Consider the following 17,584-nt stretch of genomic DNA (forward strand, 5'->3'; position numbering starts at 1 on the left):
AGGAGAGACTGACCGCCCATGGCAACCTACGATTCCCTTTTTTCATCGCTCGGCCTTGAGCAATGGTGCTCGGAAGGCAAAAGCAGCGGCCCCATGTCGATGGCCGACCTGCTGAATAAAACCAAGGGAGAGAGCGCCGAACCGGCCTCACTATGGGAACTCCCGTTTCCGTCCATGGACGCACTCAACGAATCCTGCTCCGCTTTCCCCCAGTCCAGGGAGCTTACCAAGGGGCTGGAGCAGGGATTTCTGGCAATTAAAGACAGTCTGAGCCTGATTCTCGACCCGTTAACACAACCCCTCAGCTGGTTCCTCGACGGCGCACTCTACGGCATGCTGAACACGCCCTGGTGGATCGTGATTCCGCTGCTTCTGGCGGTCGTTTACGTGGTCACCAAATCCTGGAAGCTGATGTTGTTCGTTGGCGGCAGCATCGTACTGCTGGCGTTTATCGACCATTACGAGTACGCCATGCAAACCCTGGCGATCATTTTTGTATGTGCCTTCCTCTGTGTCTTGCTGGGAGTCCCCATAGGCATCGCCATGGCACGCAGCAACTCGCTGCAACGGATGATCATACCGGTACTGGACATGCTGCAGACGCTGCCACCTTTTGTGTACCTGATCCCGCTGATCTTCCTGTTCAGTGTCACTGAGTCAAAGCTGTATGGTATCGCCATCATCCTCTACGCGATTGTTCCTGTGATCCGGCTGACGAACCTGGGCATCCGGCTGGTAGACAAGGACGTGATTGAGGCCGCAGACGCCTTTGGCATGACGCCCCGACAAAAACTCTACAAGGTGCAAATCCCGTTGGCGCTGCCCAATATCATGGCAGGGGTTAACCAGACCATCATGATGAGTCTTGCCATGGTCGTCATCGCATCCCTGGTATCCGCGCCCGGGCTTGGCGTTCTGGTTCTCCGGGGCATCCGTAATCTGGAACTGGGTGTTGGCCTGGTATCCGGCCTTGGCATCGTGATCCTGGCGGTTATTCTCGACCGGGTAACCAAGGCGTCCCTGGCACGAATTAACGTCTCCCAGAAGCAGTGAGGAAAGCCCCCATGGCAAAAGACATCAAGATTTCGATCCGGAACCTTTACAAGATCTTCGGGCCGACCCCGGATGTTGCCCTGGAGTATGTTCGCAAGGGCATGGGCAAAGCCGATCTGCTGGAGCAGCAGCGACACGTCCTCGGTCTGCGTGATATCAACGTGGATATGCACGATGGCGAGATCACGGTCATCATGGGACTTTCCGGCTCCGGGAAGTCCACACTCATCCGGCACCTGAACCGATTGATCGACCCCACGGCCGGCGAGATCCGCGTCGATGGCGAAGACATCATGAGCTATACCGAGGAGCAGCTGCGAAAACTTCGCCGCGAGCGGATGTCGATGGTATTCCAGAAGTTTGCCCTGCTGCCCCACAAAACCGTGCTCGAGAACGCCGGCATGGCCAAGGACATTCGCGGCTACACGACTTCGGACTTTGAGGCCGATGCCCGCAAATGGCTCGCGCGGGTTGGTCTGGAAGGTAACGAATACCAGTATCCGCACCAGCTATCCGGTGGCATGCAACAGCGGGTAGGCATCGCCCGCGCTCTGGTGTCCGACGCCCCGATCATGTTGATGGACGAAGCCTTCTCGGCACTCGATCCGCTGATTCGATCCGATATGCAGGACCTGTTGCTGGCGCTTCAGGAAGAACTGCAGAAAACCATCGTGTTCATCACCCATGATCTCGATGAGGCCCTGAAACTGGCCGACCATCTGGTCATCCTGAAAGACGGCGAAGTAGTCCAGCAGGGAGATCCCCAGGAAATCCTGCTCAATCCCGGCGACCCTTACATCGTCGACTTCATCAGCGATATCAATCGGGCACGGGTACTCAGGGTACGATCGGTCATGAGTCCGCCGGATGACGGCGACTCCACGTTCGCCGGCGATATCTCGGAGAAAGACAACCTCGAGTCGGTACTGCTGAAGTCCGATGGTGACATGTCCCTGAATTTCCGGGTGGTCCGGGACGACCAGCAAGTGGGCACTTTGCACATGAAAGACCTCGCCCGGGCACTGGTGCCGACCGCCGCGTCGGCAGACAGGGACAAAACCGCAGCCTAGACGCTTTTAACCATTACAAAACCGCGACCAGGGTCTATGCTTCAGGGAGAGCCGACGTTATCGGCATCCCGGTTTTATCACCATGGCAAAAACCCTGGTTCTTTCCATTGCGCTCTTTCTTGCCGCCTGCTCGCAGCCAGAGGACCCGCCACCGCTGGTTCCTGAAACAGCAGCAAAGGCAACGAAGACCGCTCCCGCTGCGCCGGCTCCCACAGAGCCGCGCCATCGCGTCGTCATTGCCGCTGATCCCTGGTGTCCTCACAATTGTGAAGCCGGCTCCGAGCACGAAGGCTATATGATAGATATTGCCAGGGAGGCGTTCGGACTCGCCGGTATCGATGTCGAGTACGTGAACATGAGCTGGGCCCGGGCCCTGCAACAGGCCCGGGACGGGTATATTGATGCGGTTGTCGGAGCCCTTCCGGGGGATGCGCCGGACTTCGTGTTTCCGGACGCCGCTACTGGTTACTCGACGATCGCGCTTTATACCCACCCTGACAACGACTGGCAGTACGCTGGCATCGACTCGCTCAGCCAATCCACGCTGCTGGCGATCAACGGCTACGCTTACTCACCGGAACTGGACAGCTATATCGAGAAGTACCAGGACGATCCGGAGCGGGTCTGGGTGCTGTCCGGGCCGGCACCACTGAGCCGGGCAATCGAACTCCTGCACCAGCAGCGCTCTGACGTATTCCCGGAAGACCGCTATGTGATGCAGTGGCAACTGGAGCGGGAGGGCAACACGGAAGGCCTGAGAATGGCCGCGGTGATCCATGAGTCACCGATCTACGTTGCATTTTCACCGGTCGGCCGTGATTCCGCCCAGCTCGCAGCGCTCCTTTCAGAGGGAGCGAGAGCCCTGCAAAGCAGTGGGCGGGTGGCAGAGATCCTGACGCGCTACGGACTGTCGTGGTCAGACTGAAACGCCCGAATCGACTCACCGCCCGGTGTCGAAAGCAGCAGTTGGCCCTGCTGCCCGATCTGCATTGAATTCACCTGATCCAGCAGGTTCAGAAACCGCTCTTCCTGATTCATCAGCGCGGGCGCACAGGCCATCCGTGTTGATGCCAGTGGGCCGATAGCCATGCCTTCACCCCTGAGTTCATAGGCGCCTGTATATCGGTTGCAAGACGCCCTGCCCGCGATCCGATTGCCCTCAAGAAACTCGATCGTGATCCGGGACCGATCGATGATGCCTGCGCCCGCAAGATCCTCAACAACCCAGATAGCGCCCCGGAACAGACGCTGGCGATCACCGCCACACCCCCTGAATTCATCATCACCGACCTGCAGGCGCACCTGCGCGGGATATTGAGCCCCGGACATGCTGTCGTCACAGAGCTGACGGGCGACTGTCAGGGTAATGGGGAGATCTGCCAGCGTCGCCACAAATGTCCGCCCATGCCGGTTGGATGTTTTCACTTCAACCGGTACCCGACGGGTTCCCTGCTCCTCGAAAGGCCGTGTTATCAAGAGCTCACCGCCCCCAAGCGTCGCGTGCCAGAAAGGCTCATTCCCCCTCGCCTCAAAAGGCATTTCCAGATCGCCTGGCTGCAAACACTCCGGGTAGGTTTGCCCCTTCACTGTCAGGGTCGCTTTTTCACCCTTGCTCCAGAACCGCGTCTGGTCGTCGCCGGGGGCAACGTACAATGCGCCCGAGGCACTTACCTCCGGCTTGAGCAGAACACGTCGATCCAGATAGTCGATGCTGATCAGATCGCTGTCGTCGTTGCCGGAGACGGCGATATCGAGTTGCCCGCAAGCATAGCTCGCGGAAACCGGCTGACTGGTTTTGGATAGAGAGGAGCAGGCGGAGATAGCAAGGCTCGCCGCAGTGACGACGGACAACATCAAAACTCGTCGTGAGTGCATGGTCAGTTCCCTTGTGAGCGTCTTTTCGGCCTACAGTTTAGAGCCCAACGACCGATGAGGCCACCATGAGCATCTGATGGGACTTCTTATACCGCCCCACCGGCAGTATGCTAGGACGCTGGACCAAGGAGACACCCCATGGCACTGAAACTTTACCAATTTGCCATTTCCCACTACTGCGAAAAAATACGCTGGGCCCTGGACTACAAGGGGCTCAACTACGAAACGGTGAATCTGCTGCCAGGACAACATGTGAAAACCATCCGGAAACTGACCGGTGAAGCCTCCTCTGTGCCGGTGCTGGACCATGACGGCCACGTGGTTCAGGGCTCAGCGGCCATTCTGGATTACCTGGACCAGACGTTTCCAGAGCACTTGCTGACACCGGCAGACCCGGAAGTTCGTGAGCAGGCGCTGGCCTGGGAACGCCGGCTTGACGAGGAAGCGGGGCCGGCTATCCGCTGCTATTCCTACCACCACTTCCTCCAGCGCCCCAAGATTGTGGTGCCCATGCTGGCCGCGGGAACGCCTTTCTATAACCGGATACTGCTCAGTCTTGCTTTCAGCCGGGTTGATGAAGCCATGCGTCAGTGGATGAAGATCAACGAAAAAACCTCTGAAACGTCCCGCCAGGTCATGGAAGAGTTGCTCACCGAGCTGGCTTCCATCTACGCCGAAAGACCTTTCCTGGCTGGCGACCAGTTTTCGCGCGCAGACCTGACGGCAGCCGCCCTGTTTGCACCGATGTTCCAGCCAGCACAGTATCCGGTGCCATGGCCGAAAACTGCGCGAATTCCGAAAGACATCAAACATTGGCTGGACCAGTGGCAGCCACAGATCCGGGCTCTGGGAAAAGTGTACGAAGACAACCGTCGGCCAGGCTGAGTACCGGATTGTCGGAATCCGTTAGCCAATCTGGCGTGAACCGACAGTCCGGTTTCCGGGTTACGTGCGAGAATAAACGGACTTGATGAGGAAACCGGCAGAAACCCGATGGCTTTGACCGACATGATACTGGCCGTACTGGAAGACAGCGGCCTGCTTTCTCTCTGGGCGATGGCTGCGCCGTGGTTGGCGCTGGATGAACGCCAACTGATCTTTGTGATTGCAACACCGGTTTTTGTGGGCGTTACCCTTTGGGAATACCTGAAGATTCGCCACGATCCGCAGCTGATAGATACCCGTGAAGCGGTCAGAAACTTTGCCCTTGGCGCCGGCTATCAGGTGACCGAACTGCTCTTCGCCGGCCTCATTGCCTTCCCTGTCTACGCCCTGTGCTATCACTACCGGCTGTTTGATCTGGAATTGAACGGATTCACCGTGCTGCTGGCTTTTCTGGGCGTGGACTTCTGTTTCTACTGGATGCATAGGGCCAGTCACAGGGTGCGCTGGTTCTGGGCGGCCCATGTGGTGCACCATTCCTCCGAGCGGATGAACTTCTCCACTGCCATGCGCCAGAATGCCACCAACATTTTCAACGGCATGTGGGTGTTCTATCTGCCCCTGGCGCTGTTGGGACTCAACCCTGTCTGGATCGGCGTGGCCTATGCCCTGTCGCTGGTCTACCAGTTCTTTATTCACACCACATTGGTCGGGAAGCTGCCCGGCTGGGTCGAACTGGTTTTCAACACGCCCAGCCATCACCGAGTCCATCATGGCCGGAATCCCGGCTACATCGACCGTAATTACGGCGGCACGCTGATAGTGTGGGATCGTCTGTTCGGCACGTTTGTCGATGAAAATGCCCAGGATCCGCCCGAATACGGCATCACCCGGCCCGTTCGTTCCAATAACCTGATTGTGCTCTGGACCCACGAATACGTGGACCTGTTCCGCGACATGGCACAGCCCGGCAGATTATTGTCTCGCCTTACCCATCTATGGAAACCGCCGGAGTGGCAACGCTCGGCTGCGGAGAAAAACAACAAGGAACCGGGTCGTGACAACGAACGAACACCCTCTGACGCTGAACAATGGTGATGACCACAGCATAGCCGGAACAGTCTTTACCCCGACGGCTCCCACCGGCCTTCTGATCATCAGCCACGGCATGGCCGAGCATGGCGACCGTTACCAGTCCCTCGCACGCTGGCTCTGCAAACGCGGCATGGCCGTTATCACCTTTCACCATCGGGGCCATGGCCCACATTCAAGAGTCGAGAACCTGGGGCACTATGCGGACCAGAACGGCTGGGCCAGCGTGTTGGCCGACCTGCACCAGGTGGTCCAACACGCCCGTTCACAGTTTCCCGGGCTGCCGGTCAACCTGCTGGGCCACAGCATGGGCTCGTTCATTGCCCAGGATTACGCCCAGAGGTACGGTGATTCCCTGGATACCCTGATCCTGAGCGCCACCAACCGGATTGATCGGGGCCAGCTATTGGCATCCCGGGCCCTGATTGGCCTGATACGACTGCTCCGGGGCAAGCGGCACCGCAGCCCGTTGATCGCCCGCATGACCTTCGAGCAGTTCAATCGCCGGTTCCGCCCCAACCGGACCCATGCCGATTGGCTCAGCCGCGATCCACACCAGGTTGACGCCTACGTTGCCGATCCGCTTTGCGGGTTCCAATGCTCGACCGGGCTCTGGCTGGATTTTATCGGCGGCATGCTGGCCATCAAGCCGCCGACCTGGCGCAAGGACCTGCCCGTGCACCTGTTCTCTGGAACGGCGGACGCGGTTGGTGAAATGGGCCGCGGCGTGCGCCAGCACTTCCAGGCCATTCGAGAGGCGGGTGTTGGCCATGTGACCCTGAGGTTGTTTGAGGGCGGGCGCCATGAGATGCTCAACGAAACCAACCGGGACGAGGTGTGGCAATACTTGCATTCCCTGTGCCTGCATAGGGACAATGCGTCTGCCCAATCAACCGCCGAACAGAAAGCCCTGCTCCATGCCAGAGCCCCATGAACGCCGCACCAGAATATGCCACCCAATAACCCGGGCTTTCGCCTGCCTGTGCGTGTTGTTCAGTGTTGCTTCCGGAGCCATCGCCGGCGAAGTCAGTATTGGTGTGGCCGCAAACTTCACCGATACCACACGGGAACTGACCAGGCACTTTGAAGCGGAAACCGGTCACCGGGTGTCCGCCAGCTTTGGCTCTACCGGCAAACTTTACGCCCAGATCAGGAACGGCGCGCCCTTCGACGTATTCATGGCGGCCGACGTGCTCAGGCCAGAGCTGATCGAAGAGGCGCAGGCCGGGGTCAACGGAACCCGCTTTACCTATGCCCGGGGCAAGCTGGTTCTCTGGAGCCCGGCGCCCGATGCGTTTGAGGATGCCCCGCGCTATCTGGAGCAGCAGCCCTTCGCCAGACTGGCCATTGCCAACCCGAAAACCGCACCCTATGGCCTGGCTGCCCAGCAGGTTCTTGAGCACATCGGCCAATGGCAACCGTTACAACCGAAACTGGTCCGCGGTGATTCCATAGCCCAGACGTTCCAGTTTGTTGTCAGTCGCAATGCCCAGGCAGGTTTCGTGGCCGCTTCCCAGGTGAAAGTCTGGGACGAGGATGCCGGCACCCTATGGCACGTGCCTCAGGCCTATTACCAGCCCATCGACCAGCAGGCCATCCTGCTGAACCGGGGCGCCAGCAATGAAGCAGCCCGCGCCTGGATGGATTTCCTGAAATCCGATACTGCCATCGGCATCATCCGGAGCTATGGTTACGACGAAGGACATGACGCGATCAACTGATGTTTGAAACCTACTGGGATCCAGTCTGGCTGACCCTGAAACTGGCCACGACAACCACTCTGCTGCTGTTGCTAATAGGCACGCCCATCGCCTGGTGGCTCGCCAGAACCCGGCACTGGCTGCGCCAACCGGTGGCGGCCGTAGTCGCGCTGCCTCTGGTTTTGCCGCCAACGGTCCTTGGCTTTTACCTGCTGCTGGTGATGGGGCCGGAAGGCTGGGTTGGCCAGGTTACCCAGTCGCTCGGTATCGGGCTGTTGCCCTTTACCTTCGAGGGTCTGGTGGTGGCATCCGTGATCTATTCCCTGCCGTTTACGGTGCAACCGCTGCAGAATGCCTTCGAGTCGGTTGGCGACCGTTTCCTCGAGGTCGCTGCCACGCTTCGCGCCCCGCCCTGGGATCGATTCCTGTTTGTTGCCGTGCCCCTTGCCCGCAACGGTTTCCTGACTGCCGCCGTTCTGACCTTCGCCCATACCATTGGTGAGTTCGGCGTGATTCTGATGATCGGGGGTAACATTCCCGGGGAAACCAAGGTCCTTTCGGTGGCCATCTATGACCACGTGGAATCCCTGGAATACACCGAGGCCCACTGGCTTTCTGCCGGCATGGTGGTGTTCTCCTTCGTGGTTCTGGTCACCCTGTACGCGCTGAACGGCAAGGCCCGGTCGGGAGCACTGAGATGAGCGGGAACAAGAGCATCTGTGCCCGCTTCCGGTGCGCATTTCCCGGGTTTGGTCTGGACGTTGACCTGACCCTGCCCGGCACGGGCATCACCGCCCTGTTCGGGCATTCCGGCTGCGGCAAGACCACCGTGTTGCGCTGCATGGCGGGCCTGCACCGCGCAGAGGGAACCATGACCGTTCTCAACGAACACTGGCAAAGCGCCGATGCCTTTCTTCCGGTCCATAAACGCCCCCTGGCCTATGTATTCCAGGAAACCCACCTGTTTCCCCATCTGACCGTGCGCAAGAATCTTGAATTCGGATACCGGCGTATTCCGGCCTCAGACCGGCAGATCGGGTTTGACGAAGCAGTGAACTGGCTGGGACTCGGCGGCCACCTGGACCGTATGCCTGCAGGCCTGTCCGGGGGCGAGCGCCAGCGGGTGGCCATAGCCCGCGCGCTGCTGACCAGCCCCAGGCTGCTACTTATGGACGAACCGATGTCGGCCCTGGACAAAGCCAGCAAACACGACATCCTGCCCTATCTGGAGCGTCTTCGGGACGCCCTGGCCATCCCGATCGTGTATGTCTCCCACTCCACCGCCGAGGTGGCCCGGCTCGCCGACCATCTGGTGGTCATGGAGGACGGCAAGGTAATAGCCAGCGGGCCAACCCGGGAGACACTTGCACGCATGGACAACCCGTTCCGTCTCGAGGACGACGCGGGCGTGCTTGTGGAAGGGACAATAAGAGAACTGGATCAGCGCTGGCACCTGGCGCGCTTTGAGTTCGACGGTGGCTCCCTTTGGCTGCGCCGGGACAACGGCATGAAAATCGGGGATCGGGTCCGGATCCAGTTGATGTCCCGGGACATCAGTCTGGCTCTGGAAGAGAACCCTGACCAGAGCATACAGAACCTGATTCCGGCAACCATCGACCGGATTGAACCGGATGTTACCCCCGGCGTCAGTATCGTCCGCCTGCTCGCCGGACCCACACCGGTCATGTCCCGACTGACCACCCGGGCGGTTGACCAGCTAGCTCTGGAACCCGGCCGGCAGGTGTGGATGCAGATCAAGTCCGTGGCCCTGGCGGACTGACACTGGCGCCCCTGCCCCAACCAGAAAGGCCGCTGATATCAGCGGCCTTTCTTGCTACATCGATGCTCTGCTGTCCGGAGACTCACCGGGTGCCATACACCACCATGGTTTTGCCCTTGACCCGAACCAGGCCCTGATCTTCCAGTGTCTTCAGAACTCGTCCAACCATCTCCCGGGAACAACCCACGATACGGCCGATTTCCTGGCGGGTAATCTTGATCTGCATACCGTCCGGGTGGGTCATGGCATCCGGTTCCTTGCAGAGGTCCAGCAGGGTGCGAGCGACCCGACCGGTCACATCCAGGAACGCGAGGTCACCCACCTTGCGCGTGGTCTGGCGGAGGCGGGAAGCCATCTGTTCGCCAATGAAATACAGAACCCTGGGATCCTGCTGGGCGATCTCACGGAACTTGGTGTAGCTGATCTCCGCCACTTCGCACTCGGTCTTGGCCTTTACCCAGGCGCTGCGGGAATCCATGTTGTCGAACAGCCCCATTTCACCGAAAAAGTCACCGGCGTTCAGGTAGGCCATGATCATCTCGCGACCGTCGTCGTCTTCAATGATAACCGTCACCGAGCCTTTGACGATGTAGAACAGGGAATCGCTCTTGTCCCCGGCATAGATAATCGTGCTCTTGGCTGGGTAACGGCGGCGATGGCACTGCGAAAGGAAATAGTCGAGATGCTTGGTTTTCTGCTCAACCGGCTTGACGATAGTGGCCATAATGCGAGTCGTGCCTCCTCAGATACTGGCGGGTCCCAATGTTTGTTATGCACCCGGCTTTCCTTGCGGGTTCGTTCTTTTTTACTGCAAAACAGCGCAACTTATAACAAGAAGGTCTGTTGCGGGCAACCGGAAAGAGTATACAACATGTATCCGAGATCGGCCTGCCTGGCGAAGCCGGTTGTGCTAGCATCCGGCCACAGGTCATCTTTATCGGGGCCATCACAACAGTCGGTCCCGCGTCATCACAACGGAGAGTCGTCCCATGAAAGCAACCATAGACTGGACCGGCAACGCCAGTTTCAAAGCCACCAGCGGCAGCGGCCACAGCGTCCAGCTTGACGGCCCGCCAGACCACGGTGGCGAGAACCTGGGCCCGCGACCGATGGAAATGCTGCTGATGGGGCTCGGAGGCTGTTCGGCGTTCGATGTCATGAGCATCCTGAAGAAAAGCCGCCAGGACGTGACCGCCTGCCACGCCGAGCTCGAAGCAGAGCGGGCCGACGCGGTTCCGGCGGTGTTTACACGCATTCACCTGCACTTCGTGGTAACCGGAAACAGCCTCAAAGACAATCTGGTCAAGCGGGCCGTGAGCCTGTCGGCAGAAAAGTACTGCTCCGCGTCTATCATGCTTGAGAAGGCCGGCGTCGAGATCAGTCACAGCTACGAGGTTCACCAGGCTTCATAACCCGTGTGAGAAATCTCGCCAGGGCCGCTCATGGACCGATTCCCCGGGCCAGATGCAGGGGAAATCACGAATGCTAAAATGTCACTGGCAATACTATTCAACGTCACTTGCGGTGTGCATAATACGCACCCTCTCCGCCGGTCTGCGCAAAAGGTGAACAACCCGGTCAGTAGTCGGTGGCGGCCTCGGCAGAGCGCAGCAATGCAGCTCTGCAGTCATTCATCTCCACGATCCGGAGGGGCTGAGCATGGAATCAAAACTCCAGCTGCATGGTTTCAACAACCTGACCAAATCCCTGAGCTTTAACATCTATGACATCTGTTATGCGCAGACCGAAGAACAACGCACGGCCTACATTGATTACATCGATGAGATGTATAACGCCGAGCGTCTCACACAGATTCTGACAGACGTCGTCAAGATTATCGGTGCCAACGTTCTGAACATTGCGCGTCAGGACTATGAGCCCCATGGCGCCTCTGTCACCATGCTGATTGCCGAGCATGAGCTTACCAATGGCGAAGAGCCAGACAACGAGGAATCCCCGGGACCGCTGCCGGATACCATCGTCGCGCACCTGGACAAGAGCCACGTTACCGTACATACCTACCCGGAAAGCCATCCCCACGATGGCGTGAGCACCTTCCGGGCTGACATCGATGTATCCACCTGTGGCCTGATATCACCACTGAAAGTGCTGAACTACCTGATCCACAGCTTTGATTCCGATGTCGTCACCGTGGACTACCGGGTTCGCGGCTTTACCCGTGATGTGGACGGCACCAAGCACTACATTGATCACGACATCAATTCGATCCAGAACTACCTGACCGAGGATACCCAGAACGCGTATCAGATGATCGATGTCAACGTGTACCAGGAGAACCTGTTCCACACCAAGATGATGCTGAAGAACTTCAATCTTGATAACTATGTGTTCGGGGTGAACGCCGGTGATCTTGATCCCGCCGAAGCGCAGTCCATCGAGGACCGTCTTCGTCGGGAAATGCTGGAAATCTTCTATTCCCGCAACGTCGAATGATCGCCTCCTGTGGCGCTCCGCCCGGGGCGTCACGGGTCCTTCAGTTTTTTTGATGTCACCCGCCAGATTTCTGCGTTTTATTCTCTCCTCCTATCCCGCTTAAATAGGCTCAAGAGCTACGAGAGGAGGACCCCATGACACTGCGCTCCCTGAAACAGATTATACCCGCCCTGGAAACCTCCGACGGCGCCGGCGTGCGCATCAAGCGTTCCATTGGGCAGCAACAGACCATTCGCCTGGATCCGTTCCTGATGCTGGACGAGTTCGGTTCCTCGGACGCTGCCGACTATATCGCAGGCTTCCCCTCGCACCCCCACCGGGGGTTCGAAACCGTGACCTACATGATCGAGGGGCACATGCTGCATGAAGATCATCTCGGAAACCGGGGCGACCTGCGCAACGGCGGTGTGCAATGGATGACCGCAGGTCGCGGCATCATCCATTCGGAGATGCCCCAGCAGGAAGAAGGCGTGATGCGCGGTTTTCAGCTCTGGCTGAACCTGCCAGCGGCGGAAAAAATGACGAACGCCGGCTATCGGGACATCCAACCGGAAGAGATTCCGGAACTTGCCTTCGACGGAGGCAAACTGAAGCTCATTGCCGGCTCATTAAAGATCGATGGTCAGACCCATGAAGGGGCGATGCCGGATCGCACCACTCAGCCGATCTACGCCGACATCCACCTGGCATCAGGCGGAAGTTTGAAACTGCCCTTCCCGGAAGGCCACAACGCCATGCTCTATCTTTACGAGGGCACCGCGAGCCTGGGAGAAAACTCGCTGCAGCGAAGCGCCGCTAACGTTCTTTCTGAGGACGGCGACCAGATCGAACTCCATGCGGGGGAAGCCGGAGCGCAACTGCTGCTGATTGCCGGCAAACCAATTGGCGAGCCGGTGGTCCAGTACGGTCCGTTTGTGATGAATACCCGCGAGGAGATCGAGCAGACACTCCGGGATTACAGGGATGGACGCCTGACGGCCTGACCTCTCAGGCAAACGGCTTTCTTGCCATCAGCCGCTGCACCATCGGCCTGACAATCAGGTCCATGGCCAGCGGCATTTTTGTGCCCGGAACCACCAGGGTATCGTGTCGAGACAGGCTGCTGCCCGCAATCACCTGCAGCAGATAGGGAAAGTCCACTTCTGACTGGTCCCGGAACCGGATCACCAGCATGCTCTCGTCCTCAGTGGGGACATCCCGGACGACAAAGGGATTGGAAGTGTCTACCAGGGGAATGCGTTGGAAATTAATGTGGGTGTGGGAGAACTGGGGCACGATGTCGTGCACGTAGTCATCCATGCGGTTGATGATGGTTTCCACCACCGCCTCCTGGCTGTAGCCGCGCTTGTGCGTGTCCCGGTGGATCTTCTGGATCCATTCAAGATTCACGATCGGAACCACACCGATCAGCAGGTCCACATACTGGGCAATATTGCAGGTTTCGCTGACAACACCCCCATGCAGCCCCTCGTAGAACAGCAGATCGGTATCGGCAGGCAAAGGCCCCCAGGGCGTAAAAGTGCCGGGCTTGTGCCCCGCTTCAACCAGCCTGCGATCTTCATCGTGAACGTATTGACGATAACGGCCGTTGCCGGTGTGGCCGTAGTCGTAGAACAGTGCTTCCAGCTTGTCGATGTGGTTGGCGGCCAGGGCAAAGTGGTTGCGCTCACCGAACTGGCCCTTGGCCGCAAGCCTGGCCATCTGTTCGCGGTTGTATCGATGGAAACTGTCGCCACTGACCATCGCAGCATTCAGCCCCTCACTGGCAAACATCCGGCTGAAAATCTGGCCGGTGGTCGTGGTTCCGGCTCCGGACGAGCCGGTAACCGCGATGATGGGATGACGTTTTGACATAGAGGCAGGTTGCCGGAATCAGCTGAGGCTGTCGAGCAAACGCGGTTTTTCAACCACGAAGCCCTGAGCATAGTCCACACCTAACTGCCGGAGCATGTCCAGAACGTCGCGAGATTCAACCTGGGAGGCAATCACTTCCCGGTTCATGTAGTGCGCCATGTCCACCATTGAGCGCACCATTGCCCGATCGGTCTCGCTGGTCGACAGCTGGCCCGTAAAGGCGCTGTCGATCTTGATCAGGTCTACCGGTAACGAACGCATGAACTCGAACGAACTGGGGCCACTGCCAAAGTTGCCGAGACAGAACCGGCAGCCAAGCTCTTTCATCTCAACGATGAAGTCTGCCACTGACTGGACGTCATTGATCGCCGAGGCTTCGGTAAGCTCGAACCACAGCCGCTCGATAGGCGCATCTTTCTCACTCAGCTTTTCATAGATGAACTCCAGCAGCGACTGGTCGTTCATGGAGTAGCCGGACAAGTTGATGCAGACACCGCCGAAATGCCGCGGGTCCGGGGCCTGCTCCCTGAGCCAGTCCAACATGTGACCAACGACCCAGCGATCCACGGCCTGCATACGGTCATAGCGCTCGGCCATGCGCACGAAGTCCCTACCGGTAATGAGGTTGCCCTCGTCATCGTACATGCTGATCAATACCTCATACTGCGCGACCATGGACGCCTTGGCATGCAGAGGGATGATCTTCTGGCAGCGCAGCAGCATGCGCTCCTCATTCAGGTCGCTGAGGCTGGCAACCTTGGCGGCAATCTGCTCCTGACGGGCCTGATCCTCGGCACCCAGGGCATACTCCGAAACCTTGCCGTGGCCCTGCTGGCGGGACGCGGCAAGCGCCTGCTCCGAGGCCCGCAACCAGCGTTCAGCACTGACCAGGGCCGGTAACGTGGGGACCACACCGGCGCTTGCAGAGAGCCGGTAGTCGCGACCACCAAAACTGAACTCGGCGGCCTCCACTGCCCGGATGAGATCTCTTGCCGCGTCGCTGGCACTCTCGGACGGCACCAGCATGGCAAACTCATTGCCTGCCAGCCTTGCCACGGGCATGCCATCACTTACATGACTGCGCAGGATATCGGCAACCCGTTTCAGGGTCTCATCACCGGCCTGGTAGCCGGCAGTGTCGTTCAGCAGGCGGAACCTACGGAGATCCAGGCGCACCAGGGAGCGCTCATCCTCCCGACGGGCCAACTGCTGATCGAGCATGCGTTCGAATTCCCGACGCCCGAGAAGGCCGGTCAATTCATCGTGGGTGGAGGCCCAGGACAACTGGTCATAGACCTTGCGGACCATCCGATCGATACTCTCGTCCACCAGAGGCCGCTCATACTGGCTATCGGGCACGATGATGCCTTTTCGCATCTGCCGGGCCAGAGCCTCCAGCTCCAATTCCACCACTCGCATGCCCTGGTGATTCACAAAGACAAAGCGGCTGAAGCCCCGGGCCACCCAGACCAGGCGAATGTACTGGGGTTCGTCCGGTTTTTCCTGGTCGCGAAGCCAGTCGCCGGTTCGCAATTTCTGCGCCCGGTTGATCCAGCGCTGAAGACTGCGTTGTTCCCGGTCGGACAGTTTTCTGGCATCCGGTTGCTCCGGCTTTGCCACTGGCACTTCAACCAGTTCGGGGCTTTTTTGCGGACTGCGAACCAGGAACTGCTTGAGCTCGTCCCGGATTTGCGAAGAAGGCATGTGGTTGCTGGAAATAGAGGCCAGGCCATCCTGAATAACCCGCAGCAGCTCGGGCAGATTGATCGAACTGTTGGGATCATTTGCGAAGGACAGCAGGGAATCAATTACCGCCAGATAATCCTGCCAAAGCTGGCTATCCGGCCCCTGCCGGATCCAGGTCAGCGAAAGCAGATCCCGCCAGCCACCATCCAACAGACTGATTACCGCCTTTGGCACCTTGCGCCCACCCAGTTTGCTGTCAAGCACATCGGCCACAGCCTTTTTCGACTCGGCCACCTTCTGGGCTCCCTCCGCGGCCGCTGTCACTCGCTCGACGTTCCTGCGATAGACAAGATTCTGGCGATCAATCAGGGTGTCCAGCTCCTGGACCGTTTGCTCGAATACCCCGGTGTCCTGCTCGAAATCCGTTGTAATGCGCTCTACAAGCTCATCCACGCGACGCTGAACCACCGGATTGATGCGCCCGCCCTTTACCCCTAACTGGGCCAGACGGTTCATCACCCCGCGTACCGGGCTATCCTGATCGTCAAAGAACGCAGGGTCCCTCATGACAACTTTGAGAACAGGTACTTCCAGCTGCCGCATTCGCTGCTGGGCATACTCACTGAGCTTCGGGCTTTCCACCACCGATTTGAAAAACCGGTCGACCACATCAACCGTTTCCTGCTGTTCTTCATCCAACCGGTTATCACCACTTGCCTTTACTCTCTCTACCACCCGCTCCTTCAGGGGCGCCAGCTCCTCGCCAGTATCCACGGGCTGAGATTGCAGCTGCTGGAGTTCTCGCTGGAATTCTCCGGACGACAGGGGCCTGGCGTTGGGCTGGAACGGCAAAGGTTCCGGATCGCCTCGGGCCACACGACTCGCACTCAGGGTATTCAGCAGGTTGCGCACCGTGGCGAACGCAGTCTGGGCCGCCTGGGCATAGCCCCGAAACTCGCCTCCCAGCATGCCGGCTCTGCGACGAGGCGGCGGTTGCCCTGCGTCCCCGGCACCCGCCTTTGGCTTTGACTTCGACTCTGCAGCAGCACTCTCCTGGGTAACCGGCTCGGGCTCTACGGACTCTTTTGGTCCCTCCGGCTTCGCCCCGTCCTGCTCGCTCAGATACTTGCTGAGATCCAGGTCTGGCAAAACACCGTGACGAATCAGAATATCGTTGAGTTCCTTGTAGAGAGGCCCCAGCTGCTGTAACACCGTCTGCTCAAAGACACGCAGACAGATTTTCTCCACCTCCCGGGTCGCCTTGAGCTGACTGAGGCCATTATGGAAGGCTTCACAGACCAGGGAAGGCCCGAGGGGGTTATGGTGTCCCGTGGCATTGGCGATTCCGAGTTTGTCCAGGCGAAGCTTGAGCTGCAGCAGATCGCCCCGATACTGGGTATCCGCCTTGGTCACCATCACCCGGATTGTCAGCCAGTCCTCGAATTCGCCCTTGTCGACCACGGACAGCTCGGAACCCGGAAAGCCCTTGGGGGTGGGCTTCAGTGGCGATTCCAGGCTTCGCGCCATCTGATGCCAGATAACCCGTTGCCGGGCCTGAATCTGGCCCGAGGCATCCATGTATTCATTGGCCTGCTGATCATTTGAGGCTCTCTGAGCCGCCAGTTTGAGACCCTCCACCATCTGCACGAAACAGGCGTCCATCAACGGCTCGATAAACTGTACCACCGCCTTGGCGGACTGGTGCAGGACAAACTGTACGCGGTCACTGGGCGCGCGGAGCGATGAGCGATCCTGACTGCGGGAGCCCCCGCATTGCTGCAGCATGGCATCCACCGCTACCGGGTTGGGTCTGCTGAAATTGACCCCCATGGCGCCATCGATGCGGCGGACAATACTGACATGAAGCTCATGGCGGCGGGCGCCATCCAGGCCCCGAAAACGTATCACAAGTTCTGGCGGTGTGCCGGAAGCAAACGCCCGATCCAGCTTCTTCGAGGTTTCACCCGAATAGCGGACGAACAGACCCTCCGCACAGAAGTCGGCGATCTGACAAGGCCAGGCTTCACCGGTTCCCAGATCAATCTGGGCGGCAAGCTTGATTGGTTGGCGGGGGCTGCTACGACGTTCTCTCGGATCCATGAACTACCTGATATCTCGCAAAGCCGGAACGATCACCG

General features: G+C 59.0%; 16 protein-coding genes. 12 read left to right on the forward strand and 4 right to left on the reverse strand.

The window, feature by feature from the left end:
• The first annotated feature begins 18 nt into the window (after positions 1–18).
• The 3 genes from J3362_RS10260 (at position 19) to J3362_RS10270 (ending at position 3,048) form a co-directional block, all read left to right on the forward strand.
• A complete protein-coding gene (locus tag J3362_RS10260) occupies positions 19–1,053 on the forward strand; it encodes an ABC transporter permease (RefSeq protein ID WP_349519505.1) in 1,035 nt (344 codons plus the stop codon).
• A gap of 11 nt (positions 1,054–1,064) precedes the next feature.
• Complete coding sequence (locus J3362_RS10265) at positions 1,065–2,123, forward strand: quaternary amine ABC transporter ATP-binding protein (RefSeq protein WP_349519506.1); 1,059 nt, start codon at positions 1,065–1,067, stop codon at positions 2,121–2,123.
• A gap of 82 nt (positions 2,124–2,205) precedes the next feature.
• Positions 2,206–3,048, forward strand: coding sequence for a substrate-binding periplasmic protein (locus tag J3362_RS10270; protein ID WP_349519507.1), 843 nt, complete (start codon positions 2,206–2,208; stop codon positions 3,046–3,048).
• Here the strand turns inward: J3362_RS10270 and J3362_RS10275 are convergent.
• A complete protein-coding gene (locus tag J3362_RS10275; RefSeq protein ID WP_349519509.1) occupies positions 3,024–3,998 on the reverse strand; it encodes an META domain-containing protein in 975 nt (324 codons plus the stop codon). The genes J3362_RS10270 and J3362_RS10275 overlap by 25 nt on opposite strands.
• Positions 3,999–4,136: 138 nt before the next feature.
• On the opposite strand from J3362_RS10275, the gene J3362_RS10280 reads away from it, so the two are divergent.
• The 6 genes from J3362_RS10280 to modC all read left to right on the forward strand — a co-directional run bounded on the left by J3362_RS10280 (position 4,137) and on the right by modC (position 9,452).
• Entirely contained in the window at positions 4,137–4,883 is a 747-nt protein-coding gene (locus J3362_RS10280) for a glutathione S-transferase family protein (RefSeq protein WP_349519510.1), read from the forward strand.
• 108 nt (positions 4,884–4,991) lie between these two features.
• A complete protein-coding gene (locus J3362_RS10285; protein ID WP_349519511.1) occupies positions 4,992–5,978 on the forward strand; it encodes a sterol desaturase family protein in 987 nt (328 codons plus the stop codon).
• Entirely contained in the window at positions 5,938–6,906 is a 969-nt protein-coding gene (locus J3362_RS10290; RefSeq protein ID WP_349519512.1) for an alpha/beta hydrolase, read from the forward strand. Before J3362_RS10285 ends, J3362_RS10290 begins: the two co-directional genes overlap by 41 nt.
• Complete coding sequence (modA, locus tag J3362_RS10295; protein ID WP_349519513.1) at positions 6,890–7,693, forward strand: molybdate ABC transporter substrate-binding protein; 804 nt, start codon at positions 6,890–6,892, stop codon at positions 7,691–7,693. Before J3362_RS10290 ends, modA begins: the two co-directional genes overlap by 17 nt.
• On the forward strand, positions 7,693–8,373 hold the full coding sequence (gene modB / locus J3362_RS10300; protein WP_108018444.1) for a molybdate ABC transporter permease subunit: 681 nt from the start codon (positions 7,693–7,695) through the stop codon (positions 8,371–8,373). Before modA ends, modB begins: the two co-directional genes overlap by 1 nt.
• Entirely contained in the window at positions 8,370–9,452 is a 1,083-nt protein-coding gene (gene modC, locus J3362_RS10305; protein ID WP_349519515.1) for a molybdenum ABC transporter ATP-binding protein, read from the forward strand. Before modB ends, modC begins: the two co-directional genes overlap by 4 nt.
• 82 nt (positions 9,453–9,534) lie before the next feature.
• On the opposite strand, the gene crp is transcribed toward modC, so the two are convergent.
• A complete protein-coding gene (crp, locus tag J3362_RS10310; protein WP_007153756.1) occupies positions 9,535–10,176 on the reverse strand; it encodes a cAMP-activated global transcriptional regulator CRP in 642 nt (213 codons plus the stop codon).
• Between the two features lie 265 nt (positions 10,177–10,441).
• On the opposite strand from crp, the gene J3362_RS10315 reads away from it, so the two are divergent.
• The 3 genes from J3362_RS10315 (at position 10,442) to J3362_RS10325 (ending at position 12,889) form a co-directional block, all read left to right on the forward strand.
• Complete coding sequence (locus tag J3362_RS10315) at positions 10,442–10,864, forward strand: OsmC family protein (RefSeq protein ID WP_349519517.1); 423 nt, start codon at positions 10,442–10,444, stop codon at positions 10,862–10,864.
• A gap of 247 nt (positions 10,865–11,111) precedes the next feature.
• The gene (gene speD, locus J3362_RS10320; RefSeq protein ID WP_064229797.1) at positions 11,112–11,906 is read left to right on the forward strand and encodes an adenosylmethionine decarboxylase; all 795 of its coding nucleotides are present in this window, start codon (positions 11,112–11,114) and stop codon (positions 11,904–11,906) included.
• Between the two features lie 134 nt (positions 11,907–12,040).
• Positions 12,041–12,889, forward strand: coding sequence for a pirin family protein (locus J3362_RS10325; RefSeq protein ID WP_349519518.1), 849 nt, complete (start codon positions 12,041–12,043; stop codon positions 12,887–12,889).
• Between the two features lie 4 nt (positions 12,890–12,893).
• Here the strand turns inward: J3362_RS10325 and J3362_RS10330 are convergent, their stop codons facing one another.
• Entirely contained in the window at positions 12,894–13,760 is an 867-nt protein-coding gene (locus tag J3362_RS10330) for a phosphoribulokinase (RefSeq protein ID WP_349519520.1), read from the reverse strand.
• An 18-nt stretch (positions 13,761–13,778) separates the two neighbouring features.
• Entirely contained in the window at positions 13,779–17,546 is a 3,768-nt protein-coding gene (locus J3362_RS10335; protein WP_349519522.1) for a DUF1631 family protein, read from the reverse strand.
• Positions 17,547–17,584 lie beyond the last annotated feature (38 nt).

Origin of the sequence: Marinobacter sp. NFXS11, from assembly GCF_040148675.1 — a bacterium.
Lineage (GTDB): Bacteria > Pseudomonadota > Gammaproteobacteria > Pseudomonadales > Oleiphilaceae > Marinobacter.

Bases quoted from the DNA above. Each gene is read 5' to 3' on its own strand.
- J3362_RS10335 (WP_349519522.1), bottom strand. From the start codon at position 17,546: ATGGATCCGAGAGAACGTCGTAGCAGCCCCCGCCAACCAATCAAGCTT.
- modB (WP_108018444.1), top strand. From the start codon at position 7,693: ATGTTTGAAACCTACTGGGATCCAGTCTGGCTGACCCTGAAACTGGCC.
- J3362_RS10315 (WP_349519517.1), top strand. From the start codon at position 10,442: ATGAAAGCAACCATAGACTGGACCGGCAACGCCAGTTTCAAAGCCACC.
- J3362_RS10275 (WP_349519509.1), bottom strand. From the start codon at position 3,998: ATGCACTCACGACGAGTTTTGATGTTGTCCGTCGTCACTGCGGCGAGC.
- J3362_RS10325 (WP_349519518.1), top strand. From the start codon at position 12,041: ATGACACTGCGCTCCCTGAAACAGATTATACCCGCCCTGGAAACCTCC.
- speD (WP_064229797.1), top strand. From the start codon at position 11,112: ATGGAATCAAAACTCCAGCTGCATGGTTTCAACAACCTGACCAAATCC.
- modA (WP_349519513.1), top strand. From the start codon at position 6,890: ATGCCAGAGCCCCATGAACGCCGCACCAGAATATGCCACCCAATAACC.
- J3362_RS10285 (WP_349519511.1), top strand. From the start codon at position 4,992: ATGGCTTTGACCGACATGATACTGGCCGTACTGGAAGACAGCGGCCTG.
- modC (WP_349519515.1), top strand. From the start codon at position 8,370: ATGAGCGGGAACAAGAGCATCTGTGCCCGCTTCCGGTGCGCATTTCCC.
- J3362_RS10260 (WP_349519505.1), top strand. From the start codon at position 19: ATGGCAACCTACGATTCCCTTTTTTCATCGCTCGGCCTTGAGCAATGG.
- J3362_RS10265 (WP_349519506.1), top strand. From the start codon at position 1,065: ATGGCAAAAGACATCAAGATTTCGATCCGGAACCTTTACAAGATCTTC.
- J3362_RS10270 (WP_349519507.1), top strand. From the start codon at position 2,206: ATGGCAAAAACCCTGGTTCTTTCCATTGCGCTCTTTCTTGCCGCCTGC.
- crp (WP_007153756.1), bottom strand. From the start codon at position 10,176: ATGGCCACTATCGTCAAGCCGGTTGAGCAGAAAACCAAGCATCTCGAC.
- J3362_RS10330 (WP_349519520.1), bottom strand. From the start codon at position 13,760: ATGTCAAAACGTCATCCCATCATCGCGGTTACCGGCTCGTCCGGAGCC.
- J3362_RS10280 (WP_349519510.1), top strand. From the start codon at position 4,137: ATGGCACTGAAACTTTACCAATTTGCCATTTCCCACTACTGCGAAAAA.